This window comes from Baekduia soli, from assembly GCF_007970665.1.
Taxonomy (GTDB): Bacteria; Actinomycetota; Thermoleophilia; order Solirubrobacterales; family Solirubrobacteraceae; genus Baekduia; species Baekduia soli.
On record NZ_CP042430.1, the window covers coordinates 4,977,774 to 4,999,404 of the forward strand.

At 75.2% G+C, this 21,631-nt stretch carries 20 protein-coding genes; 7 read left to right on the top strand and 13 right to left on the bottom strand.

Annotated features, from left to right (window positions below):
* The first annotated feature begins 15 nt into the window (after positions 1-15).
* Positions 16-1,323: a histidinol dehydrogenase gene (gene hisD / locus FSW04_RS24235; RefSeq protein WP_146922963.1), complete on the top strand. Its 1,308-nt coding sequence runs from the start codon at positions 16-18 to the stop codon at positions 1,321-1,323.
* Positions 1,324-1,339: 16 nt separating this feature from the next.
* On the opposite strand, the gene FSW04_RS24240 is transcribed toward hisD, so the two are convergent.
* Positions 1,340-2,569 (bottom strand): serine hydrolase domain-containing protein, encoded by a 1,230-nt coding sequence (locus FSW04_RS24240; protein WP_146922966.1) that lies wholly within the window; start codon positions 2,567-2,569, stop codon positions 1,340-1,342.
* Positions 2,570-2,628: 59 nt separating this feature from the next.
* On the opposite strand from FSW04_RS24240, the gene FSW04_RS24245 reads away from it, so the two are divergent.
* Entirely contained in the window at positions 2,629-3,054 is a 426-nt protein-coding gene (locus tag FSW04_RS24245; protein ID WP_146922968.1) for a DoxX family protein, read from the top strand.
* A gap of 144 nt (positions 3,055-3,198) precedes the next feature.
* Here FSW04_RS24245 and FSW04_RS24250 read toward each other — a convergent pair whose 3' ends face one another.
* Complete coding sequence (locus FSW04_RS24250) at positions 3,199-3,681, bottom strand: winged helix-turn-helix transcriptional regulator (RefSeq protein WP_146922970.1); 483 nt, start codon at positions 3,679-3,681, stop codon at positions 3,199-3,201.
* 56 nt (positions 3,682-3,737) lie between these two features.
* On the opposite strand from FSW04_RS24250, the gene FSW04_RS24255 reads away from it, so the two are divergent.
* Positions 3,738-5,177, top strand: a complete 1,440-nt coding sequence (locus tag FSW04_RS24255) for a DHA2 family efflux MFS transporter permease subunit (protein ID WP_146922972.1) — start codon at positions 3,738-3,740, stop codon at positions 5,175-5,177.
* On the opposite strand, the gene FSW04_RS24260 is transcribed toward FSW04_RS24255, so the two are convergent.
* Positions 5,161-6,153: a GlxA family transcriptional regulator gene (locus tag FSW04_RS24260; protein ID WP_146922974.1), complete on the bottom strand. Its 993-nt coding sequence runs from the start codon at positions 6,151-6,153 to the stop codon at positions 5,161-5,163. The genes FSW04_RS24255 and FSW04_RS24260 overlap by 17 nt on opposite strands.
* Positions 6,154-6,225: 72 nt before the next feature.
* Between FSW04_RS24260 and FSW04_RS24265 the strand changes: the two genes are divergently transcribed.
* Together FSW04_RS24265 and FSW04_RS24270 are read left to right on the top strand one after the other, a co-directional pair.
* Complete coding sequence (locus FSW04_RS24265; RefSeq protein ID WP_146922976.1) at positions 6,226-7,464, top strand: MFS transporter; 1,239 nt, start codon at positions 6,226-6,228, stop codon at positions 7,462-7,464.
* A gap of 420 nt (positions 7,465-7,884) precedes the next feature.
* Positions 7,885-9,822 carry an amylosucrase gene (locus FSW04_RS24270; RefSeq protein WP_228430715.1) on the top strand — a complete coding sequence of 646 codons (1,938 nt, stop codon included), beginning with the start codon at positions 7,885-7,887 and terminating at the stop codon, positions 9,820-9,822.
* A 183-nt stretch (positions 9,823-10,005) separates the two neighbouring features.
* Here the strand turns inward: FSW04_RS24270 and FSW04_RS24275 are convergent, their stop codons facing one another.
* The 9 genes from FSW04_RS24275 to shc form a co-directional block, all read right to left on the bottom strand.
* Positions 10,006-10,551 (bottom strand): YbhB/YbcL family Raf kinase inhibitor-like protein, encoded by a 546-nt coding sequence (locus FSW04_RS24275; protein WP_146922978.1) that lies wholly within the window; start codon positions 10,549-10,551, stop codon positions 10,006-10,008.
* Between the two features lie 39 nt (positions 10,552-10,590).
* Positions 10,591-10,806, bottom strand: a complete 216-nt coding sequence (locus FSW04_RS24280) for a hypothetical protein (RefSeq protein WP_146922980.1) — start codon at positions 10,804-10,806, stop codon at positions 10,591-10,593.
* Entirely contained in the window at positions 10,803-11,294 is a 492-nt protein-coding gene (locus tag FSW04_RS24285) for an SIMPL domain-containing protein (RefSeq protein WP_146922982.1), read from the bottom strand. Before FSW04_RS24285 ends, FSW04_RS24280 begins: the two co-directional genes overlap by 4 nt.
* Positions 11,295-11,429: 135 nt before the next feature.
* Entirely contained in the window at positions 11,430-12,404 is a 975-nt protein-coding gene (hpnH, locus tag FSW04_RS24290) for an adenosyl-hopene transferase HpnH (protein WP_321167674.1), read from the bottom strand.
* A 31-nt stretch (positions 12,405-12,435) separates the two neighbouring features.
* Positions 12,436-13,956, bottom strand: a complete 1,521-nt coding sequence (gene ispH / locus FSW04_RS24295) for a 4-hydroxy-3-methylbut-2-enyl diphosphate reductase (protein ID WP_146922984.1) — start codon at positions 13,954-13,956, stop codon at positions 12,436-12,438.
* Positions 13,953-15,311, bottom strand: coding sequence for a hydroxysqualene dehydroxylase HpnE (gene hpnE / locus FSW04_RS24300; protein WP_321167675.1), 1,359 nt, complete (start codon positions 15,309-15,311; stop codon positions 13,953-13,955). The genes ispH and hpnE overlap by 4 nt, the downstream gene beginning before the upstream one ends.
* Complete coding sequence (locus FSW04_RS24305) at positions 15,308-16,174, bottom strand: phytoene/squalene synthase family protein (RefSeq protein WP_146922988.1); 867 nt, start codon at positions 16,172-16,174, stop codon at positions 15,308-15,310. Before FSW04_RS24305 ends, hpnE begins: the two co-directional genes overlap by 4 nt.
* On the bottom strand, positions 16,171-17,013 hold the full coding sequence (hpnC, locus tag FSW04_RS24310; RefSeq protein WP_146922990.1) for a squalene synthase HpnC: 843 nt from the start codon (positions 17,011-17,013) through the stop codon (positions 16,171-16,173). The genes FSW04_RS24305 and hpnC overlap by 4 nt, the downstream gene beginning before the upstream one ends.
* 11 nt (positions 17,014-17,024) lie before the next feature.
* Positions 17,025-18,881: a squalene--hopene cyclase gene (shc, locus tag FSW04_RS24315; protein WP_146922992.1), complete on the bottom strand. Its 1,857-nt coding sequence runs from the start codon at positions 18,879-18,881 to the stop codon at positions 17,025-17,027.
* A 198-nt stretch (positions 18,882-19,079) separates the two neighbouring features.
* Between shc and FSW04_RS27620 the strand changes: the two genes are divergently transcribed.
* Positions 19,080-19,229 (top strand): hypothetical protein, encoded by a 150-nt coding sequence (locus FSW04_RS27620; RefSeq protein WP_228430718.1) that lies wholly within the window; start codon positions 19,080-19,082, stop codon positions 19,227-19,229.
* 28 nt (positions 19,230-19,257) lie between these two features.
* Positions 19,258-19,557: a DUF4031 domain-containing protein gene (locus FSW04_RS27625; protein ID WP_228430720.1), complete on the top strand. Its 300-nt coding sequence runs from the start codon at positions 19,258-19,260 to the stop codon at positions 19,555-19,557.
* 13 nt (positions 19,558-19,570) lie between these two features.
* On the opposite strand, the gene FSW04_RS24325 is transcribed toward FSW04_RS27625, so the two are convergent.
* Positions 19,571-21,556: a CBM96 family carbohydrate-binding protein gene (locus tag FSW04_RS24325; protein ID WP_187369070.1), complete on the bottom strand. Its 1,986-nt coding sequence runs from the start codon at positions 21,554-21,556 to the stop codon at positions 19,571-19,573.
* Positions 21,557-21,631: the final 75 nt, after the last annotated feature.

Below are 21,631 nucleotides of genomic sequence, written 5' to 3' on the forward strand. Positions count from 1 at the left end.
GCATAGGCTGCGCGGATGCCGACCTCCGACCGCCCGCGCTACCTCAAGGCGCCCGGCCCGCCCGCGCCCGAGGTCTCCGACGAGATCCGGCGCCGCGTGGAGACCATGTTGCAGGACATCTCCGCCGGCGGGGTCGATGCCGTCCGGCGCTGGTCGCGTGAGCTCGACGGCTGGGACGGCCCGGACGGCACGGGGTCCTTCGTCGTCACCGAGGAGGACTTCGAGCGGGCGGCCGCCGGGCTCGACGACGGCCTCAAGGCCCACATCGCGTTCGCCCAGGAGCAGGTGCGGACGTTCGCGCTGGCCCAGCGCGCCACGCTGACCGACCTGCGCATCGAGTCGCTGCCCGGCGTCGTGCTGGGCCACACGCACATCCCGGTGGGGTCGGTCGGCGCCTACGTCCCCGGCGGGCGCTACCCGATGCTCGCGTCGTCGTTCATGACCGTCGTGGTGGCCAAGGCGGCGGGCGTGCCGCGCGTCGTCGCCGTCGCCCCACCGGCGCGCCACGGCGGCCTGCACCCGGCGATGTTGTACGCCATGTGGACGTCGGGCGCCGACGTCGTGGCGTGCCTGGGCGGCGTGCAGGCGCTGGCCGCGCTGGCGTTCGGGCTCATCGAGGACATCCCGGCGGTCGACATGCTCGTCGGCGCGGGCAACGCCTACGTGGCCGAGGCCAAGCGCCAGCTCTTCGGGCGGGTCGGGATCGACCTGCTCGCCGGCCCGACGGAGGTGCTCGTCGTCGCCGACGCGAGCGCCGACCCGCGGATCGTCGCCGCCGACGTGCTCGGCCAGGCCGAGCACGGGCCGACCTCGCCGGCGGGCGTCATCGCCATCGGCGCCGGCGTCGCCGAGGCGGTCGCCGAGCAGATCGAGGCGCTCCTGGCCACGTGGCCGACCGCCGAGGTCGCCGGCGCGGCCTGGCGCGACCACGGCTGGATCGCGATCGCGGCCGACGACGACGAGGCGATCGCGCTCGCCGACGCGGCGGCCAACGAGCACCTCGAGATCCAGGTCGAGGAGGCCAAGCTGCCGATGTACCTGTCGCGGCTGCGCAACTACGGCTCGCTGTTCCTGGGCGACCAGGCCACCGTCGCCTACGGCGACAAGGGGGTCGGGACCAACCACGTCCTGCCGACCTCGGGCGCGGCGCGCTACACCGGCGGCCTGTGGGTCGGCAAGTTCCTGAAGACCTGCACCTGGCAGCAGCTGACCGCCGAGGGAACCCGCGCGGTGGCCCCGGCGATCGAGGCGATCAGCGTGGCCGAGCACATGCTCGGCCACGGGCTGACGGCCCGGATGCGGCTGGACCGCCTCGGCGCCTGAGGGCGCGGAGCCGCCGTCAGTCGACGAGCGCCTGCTGGACGAGCTGGCGCAGGCGGCTGCGCAGCGGGTAGGTGCTCGACGGCAGCAGCTGGGTCAGGAACACCATGGTGATGCGGTCGACCGGATCGACCCAGAACACGGTGCTGGCCGCGCCGCCCCAGCCGAACTCGCCCGGGCTGGAGGGCACGAGGAAGGCCACGGGGTCCAGGAGGACCTGCACGCCCAGCCCGAAGCCGACGCCCGCGAACGTCGTCTCGGCGAAGAGCGGCCGCCCGACGGCCTGCAGGTCGGCCCCGCCCGGCAGGTGGTTCGTGCGCAGGTAGCGGGCGGTGCGGCTGCCGAGCAGGCGCACGCCGTCGAACGCGCCGTCGCCGAGCAGCAGCTGGGCGAAGCGGTGGTAGTCGGCGGCGGTGGACACCAGCCCGCCGCCGCCGCTGAGGCACCGCGGCCGGCGCAGCGCGGCGTCGCCCATCTCCGAGCGCGTCGCCCTCCCCGTCTGCGGGTCGGGGACGTAGAGGGCCGCGAGGCGCCCGTGGTCGGCCTCCGGCGCCCCGAACCCCGTGTCGGCCATGCCGAGCGGGCCGAGGATTCGGCGCGCGAAGAAGGCGTCGAGCGTCTCGCCCGAGGCGACCTCGACGACGCGGCCGAGCACGTCGGTGGCCACGGAGTAGTTCCACTCCGCGCCGGGCTGGAAGAGCAGCGGCAGCGCGGCCCAGGCGTCGCAGCAGGCGGCGAGGTCCAGGCCACGGGGCGTGCCCCACTCGAAGCCGGCCTCGCGGTACATCGCGTCGACGGGATGGGTGTGGTGGAAGCCGTAGGTCAACCCGGAGGTGTGGGTGAGCAGGTGGCGGATGCGGATCGGCTCGGTGGCCGCGACGGTCAGGGCGTTCTTCGAGGACCCGCGCGCGTAGACCTGGAGGTCGCCGAAGGAGGGGATGAAGCGGCTGACGGGGTCGTCGAGCTCGAAGGCGCCCTCCTCCCAGAGCATCATCGCCGCGACCGAGGTGATGGGCTTGGTCATCGAGTAGATGCGCCAGATCGTGTCGGGCGTGACCGGCGCGCGGGTCTCGAGGACGCGGTGCCCGGAGACGGCCTCGTGCACGATGTCGCCGTCGCGGGCCAGGACGAACTGGAAGCCCGGGATCCGCCCCTCGTCGACGTAGGGCTGAAGCCCACGCTCGATCCGGCTCAGGCGGTCGGGGTCGAAGCCATGGGCCGTCGCGGCGGCCGTGTGGTCGGCGGGCATCGGGGCATTGTGACGGCGGCGCGCCGCCGGCGGTCGCGCTCGCGTAGCGTGCCGCGACCATGGACGTCGTCGAGCTCGCCGGGCGCCTGCTGTTCGCCGCCGTGTTCCTCATCTCGCCGGCCGGGGTCCTGGCCCAGGCACCTCGGGTCGCCGGCCTGCCCGCGCTGGCGGCGCTGCCGCGCCCGCTGGCGGTGGCGGCCGTCCGCGGGACGTGCCTGGCCGCGATGGGCGGCGCGGGGCTCATCGCGCTCGGCCTGTGGCCCGACGCGGGTGCGCTGCTCGTGCTCGCCTTCCTCGTTCCGGTGACCTCGACGATGCACCCCTTCTGGACGGTCGAGCCGTCGCTGGCCCGCAAGCAGAAGCGCGACGCCTTCCTCACGAACACGAGCCTGGCGGGGGCGGCGCTCCTGCTCCTGGCAGCCGTCAACCAGTCCCAGCACGTGGCCCTCGGCCTCCTGGCCCACCCGCTGCTCGGGCGGGCGTAGGGGCGCTCCCGGTCAGACCGCCCGGGACCGCGCGCCCGGGCGGCACGCCGCCCCCATGGCGCGCACGTGGGCCATGACCCCACCAACGCGCCATCGGCCCCGCCCCGCGCGGCCGCCGCGCGCGCCCGCCGCGCGCGCCGGTCGCTAGCGCCGCCGGATGGAGACCAGGTCCAGGTCGCCGGGGCCGACCGGGTGGTCGGCGGCGCAGCGCAGGCGCGCCTGGACGGGCTCGCCGCAGCCGTGGTGGCGCAGCTCGACGCCCGGACCGGGGTCGGCGAGCCAGCGGTCACCCCACTGCATGAGCGCCACGAGCGCCGGGAGCAGGTCGGCGCCCTGCTCCGTGAGCCGGTACTGGTGGCGCGTGCGCTGGCCGGGCTCCCGGTAGGGCTCGCGCTCGAGCAGGCCGTGGTCGACGAGCTCACGCAGGCGGGCAGCGGCGACGGGCTCGCTGATCCCCACGCGCTCGGCGAAGTCGTCGAACCGTGCCGTGCCGTAGAAGGCCTCGCGCAGGATGAGGAAGGCCGACCGCGTGCTCACGAGGTCCAGCGTCCGCGCCAGCGAGCAGCGGTCGGCCGCCCAGCCCGAGCGCGGGTCGAGCCGGCCGGTGAGGCGGATCGCGGTGTCCATGCGACGAGTCTAGCTGACTGTGGCACTCCTCAGCCAGGACTGCTACGGTCCTCACTATGTCCGCCCTAAGTCAGGTCCTCCATGGTCTGCGCCTCCGCGACGCGTCGTCGCGGCTGGCCCTCGTGATCGTCTGCGCCGGCGTCGTGCTCGCCAGCCTCGACCTCTTCATCGTCAACGTCGCGCTGCCCGGCATCGCGCGGGACCTCCACGCCGGCAGCCTCGGCGACCTCTCGTGGGTGCTCAACGCCTACGCCATCGTCTATGCCGCCCTGCTCGTGCTGTTCGGGCGTCTGGCCGAGCGGCGCAGCCGCCAGCACGGCTTCCTGCTCGGCGTCGCGATCTTCACGCTCGCCTCGGCGGCCTGCGGCCTGGCCACGAGCGTCCCGATGCTCGTCGCGTTCCGCGTGGTCCAGGCGGCGGGCGCCGCGCTGCTGACGCCGACGTCGCTCGGCCTCGTCCTGGCGACGACCGCCCCCGAGCGCCGTCCGGGCGCCGTGCGTGCCTGGACGGCCGTCGGCGGCGCGGCGGCGGCGATCGGGCCGGTCGTCGGCGGGCTGCTCGTGGCCGCCTCCTGGCGCTGGGTGTTCCTGGTCAACGTGCCGATCGGCCTCCTGGCCCTCGTCATCGGCTGGCGGCGGCTGCCCGACGTGCCCGGCCACCCCGTCCCCCGGCCCGACGCCCTCGGCGCCGTGCTCGTCACGGGCGGCATCGCGCTGCTGACGCTGGGCCTCGTCGAGGGGGAGTCGTGGGGCTGGGGTTCGGCGCGCACCATCGCGGCGCTCGCCGTCTCGGTCGCCGCGCTCGCGGCCTTCGTCACCCACTGCCGCCGCCACCGCAACCCGCTCATCGACGGCGGGCTGTTCCGGGTCAGGGCGTTCACGGGCGCCTCGCTGGCCCTGACCCTCTTCTCCATGGCCTTCGGCGCGATGCTGCTGTCCATCGTGCTCTGGGACCAGGAGGTCTGGGGCTGGTCGGCGTTGCGGACCGGCCTGGCCGTCGCGCCCGGCCCCGTCATGGTGCCGCTGTTCTCCTTCCTGGTCGCCGGCCGGCTCATCGCCCGCTTCGGGCCCGGCCCGGTGGCGGGCGCCGGCGCGGCGCTGTTCGCCGGCGGCAGCGCCTGGTGGGCGCTGGCCGTGAGGACCCACCCCGACTACGTGGGCGGGATGCTCGGCGGCATGCTCCTCACCGGCGTCGGCGTCGGCCTGACGCTGCCCACCCTCATGGCGACCGCGGCGGGCTCGCTGCCCGCCCAGGCGTTCGCGACGGGGTCGGCCGTGGTGAACATGCTGCGCCAGGTGGGCCTGGCGGTCGGCGTCGCCGTGCTCGTCGCGGTCCTCGGCTCGCCGTCGGGCGCCGCCGGCCGGCTGACGGCCTATCGCCACGGCTGGTGGGTCATCGCGGGCTTCGCGCTGATCGCCTCGGCCGCCGCGCTCGTGGTGCTCGCCGCCCCGCGCCGCGCGCCGGTCGCGGCGGCGGCGGTCACGCCGTCGGCGTGACCTCGCCGCCCACGCCGCGGAACGCCCGGCGGTAGGTCGTGGGGCGCGTGGCGGTCGCCCGCCCGAAGTGCACGCGCAGCGCGGCGGCGCTGCCGAAGCCCGAGCGCCGCGCGACCTCCTCGACGGGGAGGTCGGTGGACTCCAGCAGGCGGCGCGCGTGATGGATGCGCTGGGTCGTCAGCCAGCGCTTGGGGGCCTCGCCGGTCTCGGCCACGAAGCGCCGGGCGAACGTCCGCGGGCTCATGTGCGAGTGGCGGGCCAGGACCTCGACGGTCAGCGGCTCGTGCAGGCGCTCCAGGGCCCAGCGGCGCGTGCCGGCCAGGCCGCCGCCCTCGTGCGCGGGGACGGGGTGGTCGATGTACTGCGCCTGGCCGCCGTCGCGGTGGGGCGCGACGACGTTCCAGCGCGCCAGCGCGGTCGCGGCGTCGGCGCCGAGGTCGCCGCGCACGACGTGCAGGCAGAGGTCCATCCCCGCCGCCAGGCCGGCGGAGGTCAGCACGTCGCCGTCGTCGAGGTAGAGCACGCCGGGGTCGACGTCGACCGTCGGGAACTCCGCGGCGAGCTGCTCGCAGTAGGCCCAGTGCGTCGTCGCGCGGCGCCCGTCGAGCACGCCCGCGTGGGCCAGCGCGAAGGCGCCGGTGCAGATCGACATGACGCGCGCGCCGCGGGCGTGGGCGGCGGCCAGGGCGTCCAGCGCGAGGCGCTGGGCGGCCACGAGGGGCGGCGTCGAGCCCCCGACGACCACGAGGTCGGCCTCCTGGAGCACCTCGAGGCCGGCGTCGGCGTGCAGGACGACGCCGGCGGCCGTCGTCACCGGCCCGGGGTCGGCCGCGGCCAGCGTCAGCACGTAGGGCGTCTCGGGCCGCGCGGTGCCGGGTCGCCCCGGCCCGAAGACCGTGTGCACCGTCCCGATGTCGTACAGGATCGAGCCCTCGAGGAGCAGGAGGGCGACGCGGATCTCCGACGACGCGGCCATTGGCCGGAATCTAGCGAAGGTTGTCATTCCTGCCACTCGTGGCGCCCGCGACCGTCCGGAAGGCTGTGGGCCATGCACCGCGCCTGGATCGTCGCCGCCGCCGGCTTCGTCGCGCTCCTCGCCGCCGCGGCGATCCGCGCCACGTTCGGCATCCTCATGGAGCCGCTCATGATGGAGTTCGGCTGGAGCCACGGCGCGATCTCCACCGCTGCGTCGGTCAACCTGGTGGTCTTCGGGCTCTCGGCGCCGTTCGCCGCCTCGCTGACCGAGCGCTTCGGGCTGCGCCGCGTCGTGTCGGTCGCGCTCGTGCTCATCGTCGTCAGCGCCGCGGCGCTGACCCAGGTCACCCGGCTCTGGCAGCTCTACGTCGCCTGGGGCCTGGTCGCGGGCGCGGCGACGGGCGCCGTGGCGCCCGTGCTGGCCGCGACGGTCGCCGGGCGCTGGTTCGTCGCGCGCCGCGGCCTGGTCATCGGCCTGCTGACCGCGGCGAACTCCACGGGCCAGCTCGTCTTCCTGCCGCTCATGGCCCACCTGACCGAGCACGGCGACTGGCGCTGGACGATGGCCGTCGTCGGCGGCGCCGCGCTCGTCGCGCTGGCCGCCGTGGCCGCGGCGCTGCGCGACCGGCCCTCCGACGTCGGCCTGGCGCCCTACGGCGGGACCGCCGAGCCGCCGCCCAGCGGGCCGCGGCGCGCCGCGGTCGGCGTCCTGCGCGACATCGGGCGCGACCCGGTCTTCCTCGCGCTGGCCGCCTCGTTCTTCGTCTGCGGGGCCACGACGGTCGGGCTCATCGCCGTGCACCTGATCCCCGCCGCCCACGACCACGGGATCCCGGCGGGCCAGGCCGCCGGCCTCATGGCCCTCATGGGGATCCTCGACATCGCGGGCACGACGGGCTCGGGCTGGCTGACCGACCGCCACCCGGCGCGGCGCCTGCTCGTCGTCTACTACGCCGGCCGCGGCGTCTCGCTGCTCATCCTGCCGGCGGCGCTGTCCAGCCGCGGGCCGGTGCTCACGGCGTTCACGGTGTTCTACGGCCTGGACTGGATCGCGACCGTGCCGCCCACCGTGGCGCTCGTGACCCAGCGCTTCGGGCGCGAGATCGGCGTGGTGGCGTTCGGCTGGATCTTCGCCGCCCACCAGCTGGGCGGCGCGGCGGCCGCCTGGGCCGCGGGCGCCGTGCGCGACGGTTCGGGCACCTACGACGGCGTGTTCATCGTCTCGGGGGCGCTGTGCTTCGCGGCGGCCCTGCTGCTCGCCGGCCTGCGCGTGCGGCCGCGCCGGCTGGCACCGGCGTCCGCGCCCGCCTGAGCCGGCAGGGCACCGCCGCGCCCGGGTGCAGGCGCGGCGGCGTGGGGACTCAGCGGTGGTCTGGACCGTCGTCGGTGCCACGCCCGCGGCCGTGGCGGTCACCGGCGTTGTGGCCGACCGGGTCGTCGGCGCGTGGCCGGCGAGCGCGACCGGGGCCGCCACGCCGAGCGAGAGGGCGGCGACGGCCGCCGTCGTGGTCCATGAGCGCTTGGTGGGAAGGGACATGCCGGGCCTCCTGGGTGGTGGTTGCTGATGCCCATCACCATCCGCCCAACGGGGTCCTGCATTCCATGGGGCAATGGTGGCGGCCCGGACCCAGACCATTCGCACCGTGATCGTGGGACCCCGGCGGCGTCGGGACCGGCGCGCCCGGCCAGGACCCTCGCGTCGCGCCGTCGTGCTGGGTAGAACTCCCGGCACGTGCAGAACGTCCACGCGATGCGCCCCGAGGTCCGGGCCGAGTTCACCGAGGCGGTCAGGCACCTCGACGGCGACGCGGCGTTCCTGACGCGCCTGGAGCGCTTCTACACCGAGCTGCGCGACCCGCTCGTCGCGCTCTACGGCGACGACGCGCGGCTGTCCGGGCAGCTCGCGCAGCTGCTGGAGGCCATGGCGCGCACGGCGCGCGAGCGCTCGCCCGAGCTCCGCCGCCTCGATCACGAGCGCGAGATCACCCCGGACTGGCTGCTGCGCGAGCAGGCCGTCGGCTACGTGGCCTACACCGACCGCTTCGCCGGCACGCTGGCCGGCGTGCGCGAGCGCCTGCCCTACCTGCGCGAGCTCGGCATCACCTACCTGCACCTCATGCCGCTGCTGGCCACGCGGCCCGAGCCCAACGACGGCGGCTACGCCGTGGTCGACTACGCCCGCGTGCAGCCCGAGCTGGGCTCCATGGACGACCTCCGCGCCCTGGCCGCCGAGCTGCGCGCGCACGGCATGGCGCTGTGCGTCGACGTCGTCGTCAACCACACGGCGCGCGAGCACCCCTGGGCGCAGGCCGCGATGGCTGGCGACGAGCGGCGGCTGGCCTACTACCGGACGTTCGCCGACCGCGGCGAGCCCGACGCGTACGCCGCGACGCTGCCGGACATCTTCCCCGACACCGCGCCGGGCAGCTTCACCTACGAGCCCGAGCTGCGCCGCTGGGTGTGGACGACGTTCAACCCGTACCAGTGGGACCTCGACTACCGCAACCCGGAGGTCCTGCGCGAGATGGCCGAGGTGCTGCTCGGGCTCGCCGCCGCCGGCATCGACGTGCTGCGACTGGACGCCGTGCCGTTCCTGTGGAAGCGGCTGGGCACCGACTGCCAGAACCAGCCCGAGGTCCACGACCTGCTGCAGGCGCTGCGCGCCGTCGTGCGGATCGCGGCGCCCGCCGTCGCGTTCAAGGCCGAGGCCATCGTCGGCCCCGAGCAGCTCGTGGCCTACCTGGGCACGGGCCGCCACGAGGGCAAGGAGTGCGACCTGGCCTACAACAACGTGCTCATGGCCCTGCTGTGGAGCTCGCTGGCCTCGGGCCGCGCGCCGCTGCTGGCCCACGTCGTCGCCCGGATGCCGCCGGTCCCGCCGGGCACGGGCTGGGTGACCTACGTGCGCTGCCACGACGACATCGGCTGGGCGATCGGCGACGAGGCGGCCGCGGCCGTGGGCGAGGACGCCCACCTGCACCGCCGCTTCCTGTCGGACTTCTACGCCGGCGACTTCCCGGGGTCCTTCGCCGGCGGCGCGCGCTTCCAGCCCGAGCCGTCCGGCGAGGCGCGCACGAGCGGCACCGCCGCCTCCCTCTGCGGGCTGGACGCCGCGGTGCGCTCCGGGGACCGCGCCGCCACCGAGCTCGCCGTGCGGCGCGTCCTGCTGCTCTACGCGCTGGCCTTCGGCCACGGCGGGCTGCCGCTGATCTACATGGGCGACGAGCTGGGCCTGGGCAACGACCCGCACTGGGCCGATCCGCCCGCCCACCGCGACGACAACCGCTGGATGCACCGGCCGCCGATGGACTGGGCGGCCGCCGCGCGCCGCCGCGCCCCCGACAGCCCCGAGGCGGAGCTGTGGCACGGCCTGCGCCGGCTCATCGAGGTCCGCCGCGCCACCCGGGCCACGCACGCCCAGGGCCTCGGCCTGCCCGTGCGGACCGGCAACGACCACGTCTACGGGCTCCTGCGCAGCCACGCGGGCGACCGGCTGCTCCTGCTGGCCAACCTGACCGCCCGTCCGCAGCACGTCCATCACGGCGTGGCGGACGCCCACGGCCTGGTGCTGCGGGCCGCCGACGCCACGCGCGCCGACGGGCGACCACTGGGCGAGGACGGCGAGCACGTCGTCCTCGCGCCCTACCAGGTGCTCTGGATCCGGGACTGACGGCGCGCGGGCGGCGGTCAGCCGCCCGCCGGGACCTCGAGGACGAGCTCGAGCCCGTCCTCGTCGTCGCACCGGGTGCCGACCTGGACGAAGCCGTTCTGCGCGGCGAGGGCGCAGGGCGCCCGCGCGTCCGGTCCGTGCGCGGACCGGACGCGGGCGGGCGAAAGAGGGCCGGGGCCGGGCTCAGCCGGTGATCTCGGCGGTCGCCGTCAGCACGGCGCGGCCGAGGATGTGCCCGGAGATGACGAACCCCAGGAACGCGGGCGTGGAGTCCGGCGTGACGCCGTCGCCGGCCAGCGACTCGGTGTCGAGCGCGTGCACGGCGAACACGTAGCGGTGCGAGCCGTGGCCGGCCGGCGGCGCCGCGCCGAGGAAGCGCGCGCCGCCCGCGTCGTTCTTCAGCTGCACGGCCCCGTCGGGCAGGCCCGGGCCGCCCTCGTCACCGGCGCCCGCCGCCAGCTCGGTCACCGACGCGGGCAGGTCGTACACCGCCCAGTGCCAGAAGCCCGACTGGGTCGGCGCGTCGGGGTCGTACATCGTGACGGCGTAGCCCTTGGTCCCCTCGGGCGCCCCGCTCCAGGACAGCTGCGGCGAGCGGTCCTCGCCGCCCGGAACCCCGAACAGGCCCGACATCGTCACGCCGGGCAGCGGCTCGCCGTCGGTGACGTCGGTGCTCGTCAGGGCGAAGGAGGGCACCTCGGGGAGGCGGTGGAAGGGGTCGTTGGCCATCGGGAGCTCCTGTCTCGGGTTGCGCGGACCTCCCGAACCCTAGCCGGAGGCCGGTGCCCGGACCGCCGCGCGCGGATCGTCCTCGGCACTCCCGTCGGGCGCGTCGGGCCGGGCCGGCGCACCGGGCCCGGCGAGGGTCACCGTGCGGCTCTCCCGCAGCAGCTCGGCGCCGATGTCCCCGCGGGCCAGCAGCAGGGCGATCAGCCGCCGCCGCGCGCTGCGGTGCGCGGCCGCGCGACGGCCCGGATCGGTCACGTGGCGACCGCGTAGGTCAGCGCCACGCCCGCCGAGACCGACGACGGCACGCGGCAGACCTTGTGCGTGCCCTTGAGGACCACCCGGCGGCGCGTGCCGTCCTTGCGCACGACCGTCTTGGTCTTGCGCACCTGTCCGCAGAAGTGGCCGTTGCCGAACGTCCCGTTCTGGGGCGAGTAGAAGAACGGATAGCCGGGCTGGGCGGCGTCGGAGATCGAGACCAGCGCGCCGAGCTGCAGACCGGCGGCCCCGGCCAGGGCGGCCGCATGCGTCCGGGCGTCGGCGACGGCCAGCGGCAGGGCCTTGGCCGCGGCGACCTTCACGGACTTGGCGATCGACGCGTCGTCGTGGGCGTCGACGGGCACCGGCTTGACCGTCGCCGTGCCGTTGGCGGTGATCGTGGGGCCGGCGGGCGTGGCCGCCTGCTGCGCCATCGCTCCGGGCGCCCCCACCGCGCAGGCGGCGACCCCGGCCGCGATCGTCAGCACGGACCTGCCACCACGGACCCTGGGCACAGCACTCCCTTCGTCGATGTACGCCTGCCTGTACAACGCGCGGGGCCCCACATCTGTGACGGTGCCGGTCAGCGGCGCGACCGCCGGGGCGGTCGCGCGCGCCGCGGATCAGGCGCCGACGAGCGCCCGCAGGGACTGCTTGAGCGACTGCGACGTCGCGACGACGGCGGTCGGCTCGTAGCCGCAGTGGGCCATGCAGTTCTCGCAGCGCGGGTCCTTCCCGCGCCCGTAGGCGTCCCAGTCGGTGGTCTCCAGGAGCTCCTTGTAGGTCTTCGTGTAGCCGTCGCCCATGAGGTAGCACGGGCGCTGCCAGCCGAACAGCGAGTAGCTCGGGATGCCCCAGGGCGTGCAGGCGAAGTCGGCCTTGCCCTCCAGGAAGTCCAGGAACAGCGGGCTGTGGTTCAGCCGCCAGCGCTTGCGCCGGCCGTCGGCGAACGCGGCCTTGAACAGCTCGCGCGTCTGGCGCACGCCGAGGAAGTGCTCCTGGTCGGGCGCCTTCTCGTAGGCGTAGGCCGGCGAGATCATCATCTCGTCGACCTCGAGCTCGTCGTTGAGGAAGTCCAGGACCGACCGGATCGTCTCGGGCGAGTCGTGCGTGAAGAACGTCGTGTTCGTCGTGACCCGGAAGCCCGCGGCCTTGGCGGCGCGGATCGCCGAGACGGCCTTGTCGAACGTCCCCTCGCGGGCGACGGAGGCGTCGTGACGCTCGGCGAGCCCGTCGATGTGCACGGCCCAGCTGAAATAGGGGCCGGGCGTGAACTTGTCGAGCTTGCGCTCCATGAGCAGCGCGTTCGTGCACAGGTAGACGAACTTCTTGCGCGCGACGAGCTGGCGCACGATCTCGTCGATCTCGGGATGGATGAGCGGCTCGCCCCCGGCGATGGAGACCATCGGGGCGCCGCATTCCTCCACGGCGTCGATGGCGTCCTGCACGGGCATGCGGCGGCGCAGCTCGTGCTCGGGATGCTGGATCTTGCCGCAGCCCTCGCAGGCCAGGTTGCACTGGAAGAGCGGCTCGAGCTCGAGGATCAGCGGGTACTTGTCGCGGCGCAGCAGCTTCTGACGGGCGATGTAGGCGCCCATGCGGGCGCTCTGACGGAACGAGACGGGGATTTCAATGCTCCCTTGGCCGGCGGCGCGGCGGTTTGAAACGGACATCTTCGACGGTGACCTCGTGCTCGGACACCGTCACCCGGCCGAGGCCCTCCAGCGCGGAGACCAGATCTTGCACGAGTCGCTCGGGGGCCGACGCGCCGGCGGTGATGCCGATGCGGCGGGCGCCGGCCAGGAATTCGGGCGGGAGGTCGGCGGCATGGTCGATCAGCATGGCAGGACAGCCCGCCCGCTGGGCGACCTCGACCAGCCGGCGCGAGTTCGACGAGTTCGACGACCCGACCACGAGGATGCGGTCACAGGTCTCGGCGAGCGCCCGCACGCCGTCCTGGCGGTTCTGGGTGGCGTAGCAGATGTCGTCGGTGCGCGGACCGACGAGCTCGGGGAAGCGGTCGCGCAGGGCGTCGACGACATCGGCGGTCTCGTCGACCGCCAGCGTGGTCTGGGTCAGGTAGGCGATCCTGGACGGGTCGGCGACCTGCAGGGCGTCGACCTCGTCGATCGACGCGATGACCTGGATGTGCTCCGGGGCCTCGCCGAGCGTGCCCTCGACCTCCTCGTGCTCCTCGTGGCCGACGAGGACGATGTCCAGCCCGGCCTGGGCGTAGCGCCGTGCCTCGCTGTGGACCTTGGCCACCAGCGGGCACGTCGCGTCGATCGCGTCCAGCCCGCGCGCCCGGGCCTCCTCGCGCACTGCGGGCGACACGCCGTGGGCCGAGAAGACGACCGTCGCCCCGTCGGGGACCTCGTCGAGCTCCTCGACGAAGATGGCGCCGCGGGCCTCGAGGTCGGCGACGACGTGGGCGTTGTGGACGATCTGGCGGCGCACGTAGATCGGCGCGCCGTGCTCGCGCAGCAGGCGCTCGACGGTGTCGATGGCCCGCGAGACCCCGGCGCACGACGCACGGGGCGCGGCGAGGACCAGCTCGCGCTCGAGCTGGGCCTCCGACCACTGCCACAGCAGCCGGCAGGCGCGCCGCAGCGTGCGCAGCGCCAGGATCGCGTCGCGGGCGACGTACCAGGGGCGGTGCAGCTCGCGGTCGGGGGTGTCGAGCACCACGCGCATCGTGACCAGCGCGGTGCCGGCGGCCTCGGCCGCCAGCCATGAGGACTCCATGTCGACGGCCAGCGCGCCGCTGCGGTGCAGCGCGCGCCGGCGGTCGCGCATGACGAGCCGCTGGCTGGAGGCGATGGGCCCGACGTGGACGGTCAGCCCGGCGCGCCGCAGCACCCCGGCCAGGATGGCGGGGTCGGTGCAGGGCACGGTCCCCGTGGGCCCGCGCAGCTCGCTGGCCAGGATGACGTCGCCGGCGCGCAGCCTCGGGTCCAGCGCCCCGCAGACGCCGGCGATGACCACCGGGCCGTCGTTGGCCTCGTGGGCCAGCGCGGCGGCCAGGCGCGCGCGCTTGGGGCCCACGCCGAAGCGCTTGACCTGCGCCCAGGGGGCGCCGCGGCGGGCCGCCTCGGCCTCGATCCCCATCGGGGCCAGGATGAGCAGCGGGTTGGGGGCGCCCTGGCTCATGCCGCCACCGCCGCGGGGCGGGAGGTCCGGTGGGTCGCCGCGATCGCCTCGGCCGCCGCGGCGTGGCCGCTGAGCACCGCGCTCTCCATCGTCGCCGGCCAGCCCGTGTCGGTCCAGCCGCCGGCCAGCACGAAGCCGTCGACCGCCGTGCGCGCCGGCGGGCGCAGCGCACGGGCGCCGGGGGCGACGCGGAACGTCGCCGCGTGCTCGCGCGTGACGTGGAAGGCCTGGACCTGCGCGCCGGCCGCGGCGGGCAGCAGGTCGCGCAGCGCGCCGACGGCGCGGTCGCGCAGCTGCTCGGCGGGCGTGTCCGCGAGGTCGTCGGCGGCCGAGAGCGACAGCGACACGAGCTGGCCGCGTTCCAGGCCCGAGCCGTCCGTGCGATCGAACATCCAGGAGACCGGCGCGTCGACGGCGACGGCCATCGGCTCGTCCAGGACCCGCCGGTCGTAGACGAGGTGCAGGTTGACGATCGGCGAGCGGCCCAGGCGGGCGGGCGCGCCGGGGTCGGGCAGCGCGCCCTCGACGAGGAGCGGGCCGGCGCGCTCGGGCGGGACGGCGAGGACCACGGCGTCGGCCCGCAGCGGCGCGCCCAGCCCCGACAGGGCGAACCCGCCCTCCCCGGCGCGGGCGACCCCGTCCACGCGGGCGCGCAGCCGCACGTCGACCCCGGCGGCCGCCAGCGCCCGGCGAGCGGGCCCGTCGTGCAGGTCCGACAGGGGGACGCGCGACCAGCCGATGTCGCCGGCGCCGGCGTCCTGCAGCAGCGCCCGCTGGAAGACGTAGGCGGCCTGGGCCAGCGACGCGTCGTCGGGCTCGAGGTTCAGCGTCGGGGTGGCGATGAGGCGCCACACCCGCTCGATCGCCTCCGGCGACTGGCGGTGCTCCCGCAGCCAGTCGCCGAACGAGCGCGCGTCGACGCGCCGGTCGTCGGTGTCGACGGCGCGCAGCGCGAGCATCGCGCGGACCACGCCGAGGCGGTCGGCCCGGGAGAGCAGCCCGTAGCGCGCCAGCGCCCCGGCCAGCTGCAGCGGCGCCGGCAGCCCGGAGCGGCGCAGGCGCACCGGGCGCCGGCCCGGCGCCAGGATCGGCAGGTCCAGCCGCGGCTGCAGCACGACGTCGTCCTCGCGCCCCAGCCGCCCGAGCAGCGCGCGGTAGGCGTTGCAGCAGCGCAGGAACACGTGCTGGCCGTTGTCGAGGCGCAGGTCGCCGCGGGTGTAGGAGTACGCGGCGCCGCCCAGGCGCGGGCGGACCTCGGCGAGCGTCACGGCGGCGCCGGTCGCCGCGCAGTCCAGCGCCGCGGTGATCCCGGCCAGCCCCCCACCCACGACGGCGATGTGCGGCGGGGTGCTCACGTCGTGCTCCGGGCCAGGCTGACGGCGGCGACGCGCGCCTTCTCCCACGCCGAGAGCGACAGGCGCTCGCGGGTCACGACGACCGGGTCGGCCTCGATGCGGGTGAGGATCCGGCGGTAGATGCCGGTCATCGCCAGCAGGCAGGCCTTGCTGCGCGCGTCGGTGAGCAGCGGGACGAGCTGCATGCCGCGGGCGAACCACTCGCGGTTGCGCCCGGCCTCGAAGCGCACGAGCCCGGCGATCCGTTCCGGCGGCCCCGTGACGGGGTCGGGCAGGTCGAAGCGGCGCAGGTCCTCGGCGGGCAGGTAGACCCGGCCGTTGGCGCGGTCCTCGCGGACGTCGCGCAGGATGTTCGTGAGCTGCATGGCCACGCCGAGGTCGTCGGCCAGCGCCGCGGCGCGCACGGGGTCCGAGGACCCGAAGATGGCGACGCACAGTCGCCCGATCGAGCCGGCCACGCAGATGCAGTAGTGGTGCAGGTCGGCGAACGTCTCATAGGTCGCGCCCCGCACGTCGAGCTCGACGCCGTCGATGAGCTCGTCGAAGGCCTCCGTGGGCAGCGCGAAGCGCTCCTGGGCGTCGGCCAGCGCGACGAGGATCGCGTCGGTGTGGCCGTTGAGCACGCCGCTGCGCAGGTGCGCGACGCCGTCGCGGGCGTGGCGCAGCGCCGCGAGCTTCTCCTCGGCGGGCAGGTCGCCGTCGCCGATGTCGTCGATGCGCCGTGCCAGCGCGTAGGCGGCGCTCATCGCCCGGCGCTTGTCGGCGGGCAGCAGCCGGATGCCGTAGAAGAAGTTCGCCGCCTCGCGGCGCGTGGTCTCCTCGCAGGTCCGGTAGGCCTCGCTGACGGCGGCCGACACGCTCATCGCGCCACCTGCCCCAGCGTACGGACCAGGCGCAGCGCCAGCGCCCCGCGGGTCGGGCGCGCGCGGGTGCCCAGGACGTCCCAGCCGGCGCGCTCCAGGGCGTCGGCCGCCGCGTGGCCGCCGGCGACGAACGCGGCCACCGCGAGCGCCGGGCGGACGGGCAGCCGGCGGACCAGCGGCGCGCCGCGGCCCAGCAGGGCGCGGGCGCGGCCGGCCTCCAGCGCGACGACGCGCCGCAGCGCGGGGGACGCGACCGGCGCGTCGAGGTCGCCCTCGGGGCACCCGCAGGCCGCGAGGTCGTCCTGGGGCAGGTAGACGCGCCCGGCCGCGCGGTCCTCGCCGACGTCCTGGAGGTGCTCGACGACCTGCAGCGCCGTGCAGATGTCGTCCGAGAGCGCGATGCGATCGGGCGTCGCGACCCCGAAGATCCGCAGGACGAGCTCGCCGACGGGCGTGGCCGACAGGCGGCAGTAGTCCACGAGCGCGTCGAAGTCCGCGTAGCGGGCCACGACCTGATCCTGGCGATTGGCCGCGACGAGGCGCTGGAGCGGGTCGCGGGGGATGTCGCAGGCCGCGACCGTGCGCGCCAGGCGCACCATGAGCTCGTGCTCGGGGGCGCGTCCTGCGTAGATCGCGTCGAGCTCGCCGTCGACCCAGTCCAGCAGCGCGCCGCGGTCGCCGGCGGCCTCGTCGCCGAGGTCGTCGACCAGGCGCGCGTAGCCGTAGACGGCCAGCAGGTGGTCGCGCTGGGCCCGGGGCAGCACCCGGCCGGCCACGGGGAAGTTCTCGTGGCGCGCCCGCTCCATGACCGCCGCGGCCGACGGGGCGCCCGGCGCCATCCCGGTCCCGGCTAGCGCAGGCAACGAGCGAGGGCCATGACGGGGAAGACCTGCCGGTAGAGGCCGTAGTTGATGTAGAAGTCGCCCGGGAACCCGGTCCCGGTGTACTCGGGCTCGTCCCAGCTGCCGTCGGGGAGCTGGGTCGCGGCCAGCCACCGCAGGCCGCGCTCGGCCGCCTCACCCGAGCCCTCGCCGGCGGCATGCAGCGCCAGCAGCGCCCACGCCGTCTGCGACGCCGTGCTGGCACCGCGTCCGACCCACGCGGGGTCCTCGTAGGAGCGCGGGTCCTCGCCCCAGCCGCCGTCGACGTTCTGGTGCGCCCGCAGCCAGGCGACGGCCCGGCGCACCGCCGGGTCGAGCGGCGAGACGCCGGCCGCGGCCAGCGCGGGCAGCACCGCGCCCGTGCCGTAGACGTGGTTGATGCCCCAGCGCCCGAACCAGGAGCCGTCGTCCTCCTGGGCGTCGCGCAGCCAGACGATGCCGCGGCGCATCGCGACCTCGTCGCGGCCCTCGAGGGCCAGCATCTCCACGACGTGGGCGGTGACGTCGGCCGAGGGCGGGTCGATGACCTCGCCGAAGTCGCAGAACGGCAGCTCGGTGCACAGCCGGCGCGTGTTGTCGGCGTCGAACGCCGCCCAGCCGCCGTCGGCGCACTGCATGCCGATCGTCCACTCCACGCCCCGGCGGATCTCGGGCCCGGCGTCGACGCCCGCGCGGCGCAGGGCCATCACGACCTCGGCGGTGTCGTCGACGTCGGGGTAATGGTCGTTGGCGAACTCGAACGCCCAGCCGCCCGGCGCCAGCTCCGGGCGCCGCACGCACCAGTCACCCGGCACGGCGACGGCCTCGTCGCGCAGCCAGGCCGCCGCGCGCGTCATCGCGTCGTCGTCGGCCTCGACCCCGGCGTCGGCCAGGGCGACGACCGCCAGCGCGGTGTCCCACACCGGCGACTGGCAGGCCTCGATCCGGCGCTCGCCGTCCTCGTGCAGCGTGAAGGCGTCCAGCCCGGCCAGGCCCGCGGCCATGACGGGATGGTCGATCGCGTAGCCGCGGACGTTGAGGGCCATGAGCGAGTAGACCCACGGCGGCTGGATGCCGCCCCAGGACCCGTCGGCCTCCTGGCGCTCGACGATCCAGCGCTCGGCGCGGTCCAGCGCGAGGCGCCGCAGCGGCCCCAGGGGGCGGCGCTCGTAGCGGTGCAGGGCGGCGTCCAGCCATGCCAGCCGGCCGGGCCAGTCGCGCAGCGAGCGGCGCGGGCGCGGCGCGCCGTCGCCCGAGCGCAGCTCGTCGATGCCGAACGGCAGCGGGCGCACGGGCCGGTAGGCGCCGATGATCGTCAGCGGCGCGATGGTCTGGCGGGCCCAGCAGGCGAAGTCGTAGAGGTTGAGCGGCATCCAGGACGGGAGCAGCATCACCTCGGGCGAGAGCGCGGGGACGTCGTCCCACGACCACAGGCCGAACAGCGACATCCAGATGCGCGTGAAGACGCGGGTGGCCTCCAGGCCCCCGCCCGCGCGGACGAACGCGGCGGCCGTGCGCATGTGCTCCTCGTCGGGTCCGTCGCCGGCCAGGCGCAGGGCGACGTAGGCCTCGGCGGTCGTCGAGAGGTCCCCGGGCCCGCCGTGGAAGTTGGCCCAGGTCCCGTCCTCGCGCTGCTGGCCGCGGATCCAGCGCGCGGCCGCCGACGTCTGGCCGGGATCCAGGATGCCCAGGAAGGCCCGCATGAGCAGGTCCTCGGCATCCATCGTGACGTTCGTGTCCAGCGCGCCCTTCCACCAGCCCGCGTCGTCCTGGAGATCGCGCAGGCGTTCGACGCCGCGGACCAGCGCCGTACGTGGATCGACATGCGCCACCGCCGCCCCGCTCATGACTGATGCGCGCAGGTCGGACACCAATGAACAACCTGCCAGACGTGTCAAGTCTCCGGATTCCATGCGAGACCGCGGCAACCGTCCCAAGCGGACCGCCGTTCCGGGCGCTCGGGCACTCGGGTTCGAGCCCGCGGGCCGTGCGCGGGCGCCCGCGCGTGTCACGGCGAAGACCCAGGTGAGACGGGTTCCACCGCCGTGCCCGGTCTGCGATGCCCGCGGCCTCGCCCGACGCGATGCGCTCCCGGGCGCGAGTGGGTCGCGTTCCTGCGCGCCGCGGTGCGCCGCGAGGGCGAGGACGAGGACGCGCTGGTCACGGCGCTCGTGGCCCTCGACGTGGGCGGCTGAGCCGCGCGGCGTCCTACCATCGGCGCCCGTGGCGGTCTACGTCGATCACGCCTTCGCGCACGGGGACTGGGGCCGCTGGTCGGGCGGCGGCCACCTGCAGGCCGACACGCCGGGCGAGCTGCACGCCTTCGCTGCCGGCCTGGGCCTGCAGCGGCGCTGGTTCCAGCACCGCCCGGGCCGCCCCGATCGCGACCACTACGACCTGACCGCCGGCCTGCGGCGGGCGGCGCTGGCCGCCGGCGCGGTGGCCGAGGACCGCGCGCAGGGCGTCGCGCGGCGCCGGCGGGTGCGCGCCCTGCACGGGGCCGCCCAGCCCGCCGGCGCCTAGCTCCTCACCTACCTCAGACGGTGGTCACCACGAGCTGGGGCGCGTTGGCCCCGGTCTCGCGGCTGGAGAAGGTCAGGCTGTCGGTGCCGCCACCGGGGAGGTAGAAGCTGACGTTGCCGCCCGTGGTGACGCCGGTGACCGGGATCGACTCCCAGGCGCCGGCCGGGGCGGTCGTGCTCAGCGTGCCGACCTGCGCGCCCTGCGCCGGCCGCGTGTTCCACGTCGAGGTCTCACCCCACATGTTGACCGTGGCGAACACGTTGCCCGGCTTCTTGGAGGCGTCGGTGACCCAGATCCGCAGGGTGGCGCTCTGCACGGTGCCCGTGACCGCGCTGAGGTCGAACTTCACGAGGCCGAGGTAGCTGTTCGGTGGCGTCGCGGTGTCGAGGCGCGTCCGCACGGTCGTCGCCGTCCCGTAGGCCTTCGTGGGGCTGTACGACTTGAGGTTCGTGTCGGCCACGGCCGTCAGCGTCGTCGTCCCGCCGCCACCGCCGCCCGTGGTCGCGCTGACCGGGTGGGTCGCCGTCGACGTCTGGCCGCCCGAGCCCGTCGCCGTCAGCGTGACGGTGTAGGTCCCGGCGGCGGTGAACGTGTGGCTCGGGCTCGTCTCGGTGGAGGCCGCCGAGCCGTCGCCGAAGTCCCACGAGTAGCTCGTGGCGTTCGTCGAGGTGTTGGTGAACTGGACCGTCAGCGGCGCGACGCCCGACGCCGGGGTCTCGGTGAACGCCGCGGTCGGCGAGGTCGGCACGCCGCCGCCCAGCGGGTCGAACGCGTGCCAATAGGTCTTGGAGGTCTTGTCGTTGGCCTCGATGAGCAGGCCGGTCGACGAGCTGACGTTCTGCTTCGTCGAGGTCACGTCGTTCATGTCGGGCGAGCCGGCCTGGCTGATGACGGTCTTCGTCGTCCCGAACGTGCCCGTCGACATGGGCGCCTGGCGCTCGCAGATGTCGCCGCCGGACTGACCGCTCGTCGACGGCGGCTGCGGGCAGGTGGCGAACATGTGCACGACCTGCGCCTGCTCGTCGAGCTCGACGATCGGGCGCGTGTCGGAGTTCGTCACCGTGCCGAACGTGCTCGTGGTCCACGTGCCGGCGGTGCTGCGGGTCAGGAGCAGGACCAGCGGCCGCGTCTTGGGCGACGACTCGCTCGTCTTGACCGCCGCGTACACGCGACCCTGGGCGTCGGCCTTGAGGTTGATGTGGTCGTCGGGGGACGCGCCGGTGGGCACCGTCTCGGTCTTCCACGCCGCGGCGCTGTCGCCCGTGCCGTCGGTGTGGACGGAGAAGAGCTCCTTGCCGCCGCCCAGCGGGACCTGGCTGGACCACATCACGCCGATCCTGTTGCCGCCGAAGCGCACGAGCGAGGAGATGTCGTCGGAGTCCAGCGTGGCCGAGCCCGGCACCTGGTAGGGCGCGCTCCAGGTCCGGTCGCCGCCGACGGTGTGGGCGACCCACACCGTGTTGTTGTAGGTCCACGTCGACCACAGCGTCCCGGTCGAGTCCTTGTCGATGACGAGGGTCTCGGTCTTGTAGGGGTTGATCGCCGAGGTCTGGTCGCGCGTGTACGTGCCGCCGGAGAAGCTGTAGCGGTAGAGCTGCGCGCCGGTCCCCGAGGTCGCCGTCGCCGGCGAGGCGCCGTGGCCCTGGTCGTCGAAGTAGTGCGAGGCGACGTAGAGGTGCGAGCCGTCCCAGAGCGTGTCCGTGCGGTAGCTGCGCCCGCCGGTGCCGCGGTTCTCGACCACGACGCCCGTGTCGCTCCACGTGCCCGCCGCCACGTTGAACTTGAAGATGTCGTAGCGGTTGTTGGGCACGCTGTAGAGCACGCCCCACCACGACCCGCCCGTGTACCAGAGCTTGCTCTCGGGCTTGGTCCCGGTGGGCGACCCGCTCAGCGGCGCGTAGCTGCCGTCGTTGACTCCGACATCGGCCGCGGCGTCGGCCGCGGAGGCGCCGAAGGCCAGGCACAGCGCGAGCCCCAGCGCGGCGAGCAGCATGGTCATGGCTCGAACCAGCGTGCGCCCGGGGACCATGGGTGAAGAAGCTACCTCGCAGGCCGGTGGACGATGGTCTAGTTC